This window comes from Bifidobacterium sp. UTBIF-68 (genome assembly GCF_006408855.1).
Lineage (GTDB): Bacteria > Actinomycetota > Actinomycetes > Actinomycetales > Bifidobacteriaceae > Bifidobacterium > Bifidobacterium reuteri.
Genome location: NZ_JFAN01000025.1, coordinates 55,526 through 66,550 on the forward strand (window position 1 = coordinate 55,526; position 11,025 = coordinate 66,550).

6 protein-coding genes and 1 pseudogene are annotated in these 11,025 nt (G+C 60.8%); 5 read left to right on the top strand and 2 right to left on the bottom strand.

Annotated elements, in window-relative coordinates:
- The first annotated feature begins 325 nt into the window (after window positions 1-325).
- Both BW14_RS07750 and BW14_RS07755 read left to right on the top strand, forming a co-directional pair.
- Entirely contained in the window at window positions 326-2,227 is a 1,902-nt protein-coding gene (locus tag BW14_RS07750) for an ABC transporter ATP-binding protein (protein WP_044090448.1), read from the top strand.
- A gap of 10 nt (window positions 2,228-2,237) precedes the next feature.
- On the top strand, window positions 2,238-4,046 hold the full coding sequence (locus BW14_RS07755) for an ABC transporter ATP-binding protein (protein WP_044090445.1): 1,809 nt from the start codon (window positions 2,238-2,240) through the stop codon (window positions 4,044-4,046).
- A gap of 25 nt (window positions 4,047-4,071) precedes the next feature.
- On the opposite strand, the gene BW14_RS07760 is transcribed toward BW14_RS07755, so the two are convergent.
- Window positions 4,072-5,142 (bottom strand): Fic family protein, encoded by a 1,071-nt coding sequence (locus tag BW14_RS07760; protein WP_140489971.1) that lies wholly within the window; start codon window positions 5,140-5,142, stop codon window positions 4,072-4,074.
- Window positions 5,143-5,420: 278 nt separating this feature from the next.
- On the opposite strand from BW14_RS07760, the gene BW14_RS07765 reads away from it, so the two are divergent.
- From BW14_RS07765 to BW14_RS07775, 3 genes and pseudogenes are all read left to right on the top strand, one after another.
- The gene (locus tag BW14_RS07765) at window positions 5,421-6,380 is read left to right on the top strand and encodes a TatD family hydrolase (protein ID WP_140489973.1); all 960 of its coding nucleotides are present in this window, start codon (window positions 5,421-5,423) and stop codon (window positions 6,378-6,380) included.
- Between the two features lie 130 nt (window positions 6,381-6,510).
- Window positions 6,511-8,993, top strand: a pseudogene (locus tag BW14_RS07770) (KUP/HAK/KT family potassium transporter).
- Window positions 8,994-9,108: 115 nt separating this feature from the next.
- A complete protein-coding gene (locus BW14_RS07775) occupies window positions 9,109-9,969 on the top strand; it encodes a class II glutamine amidotransferase (RefSeq protein ID WP_140489977.1) in 861 nt (286 codons plus the stop codon).
- A 90-nt stretch (window positions 9,970-10,059) separates the two neighbouring features.
- Here the strand turns inward: BW14_RS07775 and BW14_RS07780 are convergent, their stop codons facing one another.
- Window positions 10,060-10,770: an HD domain-containing protein gene (locus BW14_RS07780; protein ID WP_140463040.1), complete on the bottom strand. Its 711-nt coding sequence runs from the start codon at window positions 10,768-10,770 to the stop codon at window positions 10,060-10,062.
- Window positions 10,771-11,025 lie beyond the last annotated feature (255 nt).

Consider the following 11,025-nt stretch of genomic DNA (forward strand, 5'->3'; position numbering starts at 1 on the left):
TTGCCGCATGCGCAACGTTTCGCGCGACACATTCCGGGGAATGCGTCGCGAATTGGGTCGTGCCGCGTTGCTAATGCGGGGAACACGCAGAGTTGCAGGCTGTTGCGATTGGACGCAGGCCGCCTAGACTAGTACGCGTTTGCGAAAGTCGAACGTGCTTCGACCGATGAAGGAGAGCTCCGGTCATGCGGCCAATGACAGGCGCAGTGCGAAGCACGGCACGGCTGATCGTGAATCGTGGCGGCAGCGATTGCCGCGTGCGGCGCAGGAGCATGCCGCACCATACCACAAGCAAACAATCCCCAAGAAACGGTGATCCCCTCACATGTACGTCGATCCGGGAATCAATACCAGCGCAAGCAACCTCAAATGGGTGCTGCCATACTGCAAACCAGACCTGCCCCGCGTGGTAGGCGCGCTCCTACTGTTCATCGCCAACAACACGATGGCCCTGACCATTCCGATTCTGTCCGGCATCATCGTGGACCGCGTCATCGTCGGCGGACATGCCGACGAACTGCCGCGTCTGTGTGGACTGATGATCCTCATGACCATCATCCGCGTGGGCGCGCGATACGGCTACCAGATGTGGATGGAGCGTTTCGGCCAGAACTCGGTCTACCGCCTCGTCTCCGACGAATACGAGAAGCTGCACGAGCTCGACTTCACGTACTTCAACCACACACGCACCGGCGACATCATGAGCCGCCTGACCTCCGACACTGACGCGATCCGCCACTGCCTGAGTTGGGTGAGCTATCAGATCGCCGACTGCGTGGTCATGTTCGTGGGCGCCCTGTGCGTGATGTTCGCTATCGATTGGCGACTCGCGCTCGTCCTGGCCTGCGTCACGCCGTTCATTTTTGTGCTCACGCGCGGCCTGTCCACGCACGCCCACCCGCTGTTCTTCTCCATCCGCAACTCGCTGGCCTCCCTCAACTCCATGGTCGAAGAGAACATCGAGGGCAACCGTGTGGTCAAGGCATTCGTGCGCGAACCGTACGAGACCGAAAAGTTCGACGAGCACAACGATGATTACATGCAGCGCAACATGGCCCTGGCCTACAACTCGCGCAAGTACATGCCTTGGCTGGACGGCCTCGGCTTCTCGCTGCAGCTCATCACGCTCGGCCTCGGCGGCTTTCTTGTCATCAAGGGCTACATGACCCTCGGCAATCTGGTGAGTTTCAACTCCTTCCTGTGGATGATCGACGGCCCGGTGCGCCAGTCCGGCTGGCTCATCAACGACTGGCAGCGATTCAACGCCAGCTGCATCAAGATTCGTAAGCTGCTCACCGAACAGCCGCGCATCGTGGAGAAGCCCGACGCGGCCGAAGCCGTCAAGCAGGCGGTCACGATCGTCGAGCAAGTCAAGCACGATGATGAGGCTACCGGAGCGCCCGGGGCTTCCGGAACATCCGGTGCCCAGCAGTCCGCCGAACGCAAGTCCTGCCCGCTGCGCATCAAGGGCGACATCCGCTTCGACCACGTCAGTTTCGCCTTCCCGGACGACCCGGAGACCCCGATCCTCAAGGACCTCGACTTCACCGTGCCCGCCGGCTCCAAGCTCGGCATCCTCGGCGAAACCGGCGCGGGCAAGTCCACGCTCGTCAGCCTTATCTCCCGCTTCTACGACCCGACCGTGGGCCATGTGCTCATCGACGGCATCGACGCACGCGACTGGCCGCTGGCCACCTTGCGCTCGCAGGTGTGCATCGTGGCGCAGGATACGTTCCTGTTCTCCGACACCATCGGCGGCAACATCGGTTTTGGTGCCAGCGATGATAGCGACGACCGATATATCCGGAAAATGGCCCAGATCGCCGGCGCGGACAATTTCATCAGGTCGATGCCGCAGGGTTATGACACCGTCGTGGGCGAACGCGGCGTGGGCCTGTCCGGCGGGCAGAAGCAGCGCCTGTCGCTGGCCCGCGCGCTCGCGGACGATCCGTCGATCCTGATTATGGACGATACGACCTCGGCCGTCGATATGGAGACCGAGGCGGAGATCCAGAAGCACCTCAAGGAGATGGACGGCGGCAAGACCATCGTCGCCATCGCCCACCGCATCTCGTCGGTCAAGGATTCCGACCTGATTCTGGTGCTCGAGCACGGGCGTATCGTCGAACGCGGCACCCACGCCGAACTCGTGGCCGCACACGGCCGCTACTGGGACATCTACCACAAGCAGCTCGGACTCCAGTCCGGCGCCGCACAGGGGTTTTAGAAGAGGACTTATGGCACAACGCAATACATTCCGCGAGGATGAGGAGCTGGAGGAGTCCATCGACCTCCACGACATCGCTCGCGTCGGCAAATATCTCAAACCGTATATGGCACAGGTGGCGCGCATTCTCGTCGTCGTCATCTCGATGAGCTGCATCGTCGTCGCCGTGCCGTACCTGACCAAGATCATGATCGACGAGGCGATCCCGAACAAGGACCTCGGCAAGCTCGGCATCCTCGCCGTAATCCTCGCCGCGCTGATCGTGCTGTACGAGTTCGGGCTGCGCTACCGCACGGTGGCGATCACGCGCGTCGGCCAGCTCATGCTCAAGGACATGCGCCGCGATATCTTCACGCATATCCAGACGCTGCCCTTCAGCTACTTCGATTCGCGCCCGCACGGCAAGATCCTGATCCGCGTGGTCAACTATGTGAACACGCTTTCGGACACGCTGAGCTCCGGTCTGATCAACGTGATCTCCGACGTGTTCACCTTCGTGATCACGCTGATCGTGATGTTCGTGATCGACTGGCAGCTGGCCCTGTGGAGCCTGATCCTGTTCCCGGTGCTCATCATCTGGGTGCGCGTGCTGCAGATCTTCCAGCGGCGCGCCTTCCAGAAGCTCTCCAACAAGCAGAGCAACCTGAACGCCTACATCCACGAGTCGATCGCCGGCGTGAAGACCACGCAGACCTTCGCGCAGGAGCAGGCCCAGTTCAGGACCTTCCAGGAGCAGCAGGGCGAGGTGCGTTCCGCGTGGATGCACGCCGTGCACATCCAGTTCCTCATGTGGCCGGGCGTGCAGACCATCTCCGTGATGACCATCTCGTTCATCTACTTCGTCGGCGTGATGGGCTTCGGGGGCGTGAACGTGACCACCGGCGTGCTCATCGCGTTCGTCGGCTACGCGAACAACTTCTGGAATCCGGTGATCAACATCGGCAACTTCTACAACCAGCTCATCACCTGCTCGGCGTACCTCGAGCGCATCTTCGAGACGCTCGACGTCACGCCGGAGATCCGCAACAAGCCCGACGCGGCGGACCTGCCGCAGATCCGCGGGCGCGTCGACTTCAACGACGTGGTGTTCCGCTACGAGAAGGACGGCCGCAACATCCTCAACCTCGTGGACTTCCACGTCGAACCGGGGCGCACGATCGCGCTGGTCGGCCCGACGGGCGCCGGCAAGACGACGATCATCAACCTGCTGTCGCGCTTCTACGACGTGTCCGAGGGCTCGGTGACGATCGACGGCCACGACGTGCGCGACGTGACGCTCGCATCGCTGCGCCGGCAGATGGGCGTGATGCTGCAGGACACCTTCATCTTCTCCGGCAACGTGCGCGAGAACATCCGCTACGGCAAGCTCGACGCCACCGACGAGGAAATCGAGGCGGCGGCGAAGGCCGTGCACGCGCACGAGTTCATCATGGAACTGCCCGACGGGTACGACACGGTGGTGGAGGAGCGCGGATCGACCCTGTCGGCCGGCCAGCGCCAGCTCATCGCCTTCGCGCGCGTGCTGCTCGCCGACCCGCGTATCCTGATCCTGGACGAGGCGACGAGCAACATCGACACGCGCACCGAGGAGGCGCTGCAGGCCGGCCTGCAGCATCTGCTCAAGGGGCGCACGAGCTTCATCATCGCGCACCGCCTGTCGACGATCGAGAACGCGGATGAGATCTTCTACATCGATCACGGCCAGATCGTCGAGCACGGCTCGCACGCGCAGCTGCTCGCCGCCAAGGGCGCGTACTACCGCCTCTACGAGTCGCAGTACGCGATGATTCGCGTGGCCAGCGGAGCGCCGGAAGAGTGACGAGATGTTGCGCACAAGGATGCGTTTAGCGGCGTTTCACATAGCGGGTGTTGCGACCAGCACCGATTTTGATGATCGTACCGGAGTCCAACAGTGATTTCAGCGTGCGCTCAATGGTGGTGGTGCTGGTATCGGGCATGCGAGCGAGAATATCGGCCTTGGAGAGTGGAACTAGGGATTGATCAAGCAGTGCTTCAATCCGCGTTCCCTTGGTGGCTACTCGCGGTGCTCCCTGCGTTCTGCCGCCTGCCGTGAGATTGATGCGTTCGTCGAATTCCTTGCACGCGGACAGTATGATGCCAAGCAGGTAGTTCGTGAATGGCGCATAATCATTGGCGTTGTCGTCCCATCCTTGGGTGCTTGCGGCCAGCGCCTCATAATAAGTGCTTTTACTTTGCTCGATAAGGTGTTCGATACTGATGTATTTGCCGACCATATAGCCATTGCGGTACAACATCAGGAGCGTGAGTAGCCGACTCATGCGGCCGTTGCCGTCATTGAACGGATGTATGCAGGTGAAATCGAGAATGAACATGGCGATGGCAAGCAATGGATCGGTATGTTCATCTCGGATTGCTTGCGTGTAGGCGGAACACGCGCGTTCGATCAGTTCCGGTGTGGCAAGTGCGGACGGTGGGGCGAATCGCACGGTGCTGGTCCCGTGTGCATCTCGTTCGATGATGACGTTGTCACTGTCCTTGAAATGCCCCGCAAAGGTCAGTGGTGTGTGCCGGAAGAGGTCGCGGTGCAGTTGAAGAATGACGTTCGGGGTAATCGGAATAAAGTCGTGGCTTTCGTGAATAGCTGATAGCACGTCACGGTAACCGGCAATTTCTTCTTCATTGCGATTGCGCGGTGTGACTTTCTCCGAGACGAGATCGTTGAGCCTGTTATCGCTGGTAGAAATACCTTCGATGCGGTTTGAGGCATCTGTGCTTTGGACGCGCGCGACGGCAACCAGCGTCTCCAATATATCCGGTCTGATCGTTGTCTGTATGCTTTGGCGCCCTTTTGCCTCGTGAATCGCGGCAAGCAAACTCGTGGTGTGCGGGGTGAGCAACGTCTTACCTGATTCGATGTAGTCGAATGATCTCATACTGCCTCATTTTCTGCATCATACGAACTTTTCTGCATCATATTTTATCAAAATGAGGCAGAAAATGGGCTGATGAGGCAGAAAAGGCGGCAGGATGGTGGCCATCTCGCTTGCCGGTTGCGCTACTTTCCCGGGAATGTTGCGCTCGTGGCAAGAGACGGCAAGTTCAGGCGGCCGAGATTGGCGATACCCGTCGTGTAGTCGAACGTCTTACCGGACTGCCTTACGAGCGTTGCTGGCGGTAGCCTACACTGAGAAACAGCCTACACTGAGAAACCATGAGCAAGCACCACCATCGCGACCGTAGCTGGGCCCCGGCACCTGAAGCATTGCCGGACGACGCCCAGACCATCGACAACCACACTCACGTGGCCTCCGTAATCCCTTTCGCGCGCGCTATGAGCCATGAGGCGCAGGAGAAGGGGCAGCCCGAAGTCCCGGTGTACGACGTCGACCAATTGCTGGCGCAGGCGCAATCTGTCGGCATTGGGGGTATCATCGACTGCGGTTGCGAGCTGCCGCACCTGATGACCGCCGTCCAGATGGCCCTCGATCATCCAGGTAACGTGCACGCGGCGCTCGCAATACACCCCAATGAGTCCGTGCTCCACGGGCATCGCGGTGTGCCGGGGCCGGATGGTCTGCCCCTCAAATACAAGCCTTACCATGACACGTCTTTCGAGGACGCGCTCACCGAAGTACATCGCCTCGCCACCACATACCCCGAGCAAGTGGTGGCTATCGGCGAGACCGGCATGGACCTCTTCCGCACCGGCGAAGGTGCCAAGGAACTGCAGCGCGAGGCTTTCCGCGCGCATATTGCCCTGGCCAAGGAGCTGGGCCTGCCCATGCAGATTCACGACCGCGACTCCCATCGCGAGGTCATCGAAACCCTACTGGCCGACGGCGCGCCCGAACGCACCGTATTCCACTCGTATTCCGGCGACCGTGAGATGGCCGAGATCGCGCGCGAACATGGCTGGTATCTGAGCTTCTCCGGCACCGTGAGCTACAAAGGCAACGACGGTATCCGCGAATCGCTACGGATTGTGGGTCTGGGCCATGCGATGGTCGAAACCGACGCGCCGTATCTGACGCCCATGCCGTACCGTGGCCGCACCAACGCGCCGTACATGATCCCCTACACCTTGCGGGCCATGGCCGATACGCTCGACCTGTCCATCGCGGATGTGGCGCGCGGCACCCGCGATACCGCCCGCGCCGTATACGGACTGTGAGGGCCGGGTGTGCGGCCGTCGCGGCGATGTGTTGACTTGTAAAATTTGTCAGAATTGTGAACGAGGTCTACCATGATGTACCTGACATAAGCGAGGGGGATGATCTCCACCTCAATGGAGGACTGAACGTATGGCTGAGTCGAACCAAAGGCCCGCACGCGCCCAAGAAGCCTCAAAGGCCCAGAAAGCCCAGGCTGGCGCCGCCAAAGCCAAGGCCCGACAGGAAGAAGAAGCACTGCTGAGGGCCGACACCTTTACCAACGCTCCCAAGGTGTCCCGCCGCACTCTCACCAGGAGGAGCGCGCGGCACTCGCCAAGCAGAGGGAAGCCGAAACCAAGGAAGCCGAGAAAATCGCCAGCGCATGGTCGAAAGGCGGCCTCGGCCGATGGTGGGCCCGCTTGCAATCCAGTCCAGACAAGGTTACCTGGGGCATGGCGATCGTGGCGCTCGGCGTGGTGTACGGCGACATCGGCACCTCGCCCCTCTACACCGCACAGACCTTCCTTGCCGGTCAGGGAGGGCTTGGCAGCGTAAACCGAGAGGCCGTGCTCGGCATGCTGTCGCTGGTCTTCTGGTCGATTACGCTGATCACCACCGTCAAATATGTGCTCATCGCCATGCGCATCGACAACAATGGCGAAGGCGGCATCTTCGCACTGTACTCGTTGATTCGCAAGTACGGCGCATGGCTCGCGATTCCCGCCATGCTCGGCGGCGCGGCATTCCTCGCGGATTCGGTACTTACCCCGGCGGTTTCCATCAGTTCCGCAGTCGAAGGCTTGCATACCCTGCCGCCATTGGAAGGGTTGTTCGACGAAAACCCAAGCCTGACCCTGATGATTACCGTCGTGATCATCGTGATTCTCTTCTCCGTGCAGTCGCGCGGCACCGAAAGCATCGGCAAAGTATTCGGCTCGATGGTGCTGGTCTGGTTCAGCTTCCTCGCCATCGTAGGCGTCACGAATCTCTCTAACGACTGGTCTGTGTTCGCGGCCCTGAACCCGGTGTACGGCATCAAATTCCTGTTCAGCCCGGACAATGCTGCCGGCATCGCCCTGATGGGCACCGTGTTCCTCTCGACCACCGGTGCCGAGGCGCTGTACTCCGACATGGGCCACGTGGGGCGCGGCAACATCTACTTCACCTGGCCATTCATCAATGTTGCGCTGGTGCTCAACTACTTCGGCCAAGGCGCGTGGATGTTGGCCAATAGCGATAACCCGCAATACACCGCGATGAAGTCGCTCAACCCGTTCTTCCAGATGATGACCCCGAACGTGCGGTACCTGGCCGTGATCCTGTCCGTCACGGCCGGCGTGATCGCCTCCCAGGCCCTGATCACGGGCGCGTTCACCATGGTTTCCGAGGCCACCCGCCTCAACTGGATGCCCCATCTGCAGGTGCGTTACCCGGCCCGTACGCGCGGCCAGCTGTACATTCCGGTGGTTAACGGCGTGTTGTGCGTGGCCACGCTCGCCGTGCTCGCCATCTTCAAGGATTCCGAGCATATCTCCGCCGCGTACGGCCTGGCGTTGACCATCACGATGATCACCACCACCGTGCTGCTCGCCGTGTACCTCTGGTATTCGGGTCGCCGCATCGGCGCCGTGATCTTCACCGTGGTGTTCCTCGCTATCCAGATCATGTTCTTCGTGGCCTCCATGGCCAAGTTCCTGCACGGCGGCTGGTTCACGATGCTGCTGACCTTGGCTATCCTGTTCGTCATGTACACGTGGAACGAAGGCACCAAGCTGGAACGCGCGCAGCGGCGCCACATGCGTCCCGTCGACTTCCTGCCCGCGTTGGACAAGCTCCACAGCGACTTCCGCATCCCCTATTTCGCGGACAATATCGTCTACCTGACCTCCGATTCGGAAACCAAGCGACTCGATACGGACATCTTCTTCTCCATCTTCGCCGATCACCCCAAGCGCGCCCGCGCCTGGTGGGCGGTGAGCGTGGAGACCACCGACGAGCCGTTCACCCGCGAATACTCGGTGGAGAACTTCGGCACCAGCTACCTGTACCGCGTGCGGTTCCGTCTGGGATTCAAGGTCTCCCAGTCCATTCCGGCATACATCCACCAGATCATGCACGACCTGTCCAAAATCGGCGAACTGCCCAAGCAGCGTTCGCTCTACCCCAAGGTGGACGCCGACCCGGATATCGGCACCATCCGGTACGTGCTGATTCACAAGGCGCTCATGCCGGAATCCAAGGTGTCCTCGCGCGGCGCCCTCTCGCTGCAGGCCAAGTACGCGATCCGCCACATGGCCGGCTCTCCGGTCAAATGGTTCGGCCTAGCCCCCTACAATCCGCTGGTCGAAGTGCAGCCGTTGTTCGTCTCCACGAGGCGGCCACCGCGTTTGAAGCGCACGGATTTCGTGCGTGGTCCGGTGCCGTCGCGTCGGAAAGCCGACCCCGCGGCCGTGCCCGATCCGCTCGACACTACCAACGGCCTCGGCGAACTGGTCAAGGCGGTGGAATCCGAAGCCTCCGCGCCGGGCGGTCGTCCGGCTTCCGGCAAGCCTCGCGGCAAGTCCGATTTCACCCGTGCGGATGCCGACACCGTGGCGCGCATGGCCCGCGCGTCGCGTCAGAAGCCGGAATAACCAATTATCGGATAGACAGACCATTGGCATGTTCCCCGGTGCCGGACGCGCTCTATAAGCAATCCCTATAACCCAGCCCGCAAGTCGGATGATATGCCCGGTAGATTGTGTTGGTATGTGCAGATTACTGGGATACGCGACGGCAGGTGCAGACCTGAGCCTCAACGACATCCTCGGCGCGAAGAACGTCGAGGACTTCCGCGAACTCTCGGAAATCCACAATGACGGCTGGGGTGCGGCGCAATTGACCAACCCCGGCGAGGCGCCGTACGTCCGTGATGGCGGCGCACCCTCGCCCGAGACCGGCGTGAAGATCTACAAGTCCACGGTGGCGGCCCGTTTCGATCATGCGTTCCGCGCGCTGGCCAGCGAGCCGGCTCGCGGGGCCATCTGGCACCTGCGTCTGGCGAGCTCCAATCTGCCGCTCATCATTGAGAACCAGCACCCGTTCTACGCCAATGGCTTGAGCTTCATCCATAACGGCGATATCTCTGACGCCAACGGCCGCAACATCGTGACCAACCGTTCCTACCCGGTCGACCACAGCGTCTTCCTCTCCACCGGCGGACGCTCGGATTCCGCCATTTTCTTCGCGGTGATCCTTGAGTACGTCGGCTTCGGCTTCCCGCTCGACGAGGCGGTCGCTCAGGCCGTGCGCGAACTGCGTCAGTCGTATCCGAAATCCAGCTACAACTGCATCATTCAGTCCGAGGACCAGATGGTTGCCTTGTGCGCCGCGGGCCGTGAAAAGACCAGCCCGCGCATCGTCGAAATCTACGACGAATACGGCCGCGGCGAGCAGGCCGCCGACTACCGTGTGATGCGCTACCGCACTCTGACGGATCGCGACGGCAAGCAGAACGGCGTCGTGGTGTCTTCCTCCGGCTACGACCAGGAAGGCTGGCAGGAACTGGAGAACGACCAGATGATTGTGGCCTCCAATCGCAACGGCACTTTCCGTCTGCGTTCCATCTGATTCACTTGAGGTAAGCCCCTTATACCTCATACCCCTCGTTACCTCGTAGAGCCATGAGGAGGACGGACTGGGCCACTAGCGGCGGTTGGCTCAGATCACAATCTGATGGTATTTCTCGGCCAGCGCGGGGATATCCGGGACGCCGTACTTGTCGACCAGCTCCAGCCACTGACGCTTGTTCTGCTCGCCGAAACGCTCGGCGCGGGCGGTGTAGGCGTCCACGGTCAGGAACTTGGGCGGCAGCGACTTGCTGTTGAACTTGTCCGCGTACATCACCACTTCCTGCTCCAGGTTCACGGGCACATAGTCGTCCGGCGGCAGCGGCAGATCCTGCGCGACCACCGCCTCGCGCGTAAGCCCCACTCCGGTATGATTACGGGCGAATTGGGCGATCGACTCATCCACGCCTTCGTCGAGCAGGTACCTGTAGCCCCTCAGCCCGTGCGTGATGTACTTCTTGCCGCTGAATTTCAATGGTTCGCCGTCGGTGCCGTCATGCTTGAACACCAGATACGTGCCGATGTCATGCAGCAGGCCGCCGATCAGCACCAGATGCTCGTCCAGCAGTCTGGGCGGCACCTGGCCGCCGACCACGCCGTCCGGCGAAGGCACCAAGGACTCGCCGCCAGCCGGCAACGTGCATCGGCGAGTGAACAGGGCGTTCTGACGTCGTACGATCTGGCAGCCGATGGTCGCCACGATCACGCAATGCGTATGCACCAGATCATAGGCCGCCTGCGAAGGCGCAATCTTCTTGTGCAGCTCGTCGATCTGCTCCAACGTGGGGATATATCCGCTCATGGTGCCCAGCTCCATTCCGTGTAAGCCAAACTCTCCCTAAGAATATCGCGCGTGGGGCATTGTAATGCGTCAACACTGCACAGAATGGGAGTATCTGCCTTCAGTGAGGTACTTTTCCGCTTGCGCGGACAGATAACTGCTTTCAGTGAGGTACCACAAACATGAAATCCCAAGTATAAGTGTTGAAATGACGCCGCTTATACTTGGGATTGCTGTTATTTGGTACCTCACTGAACGGAGATACCTTTCTGCGCT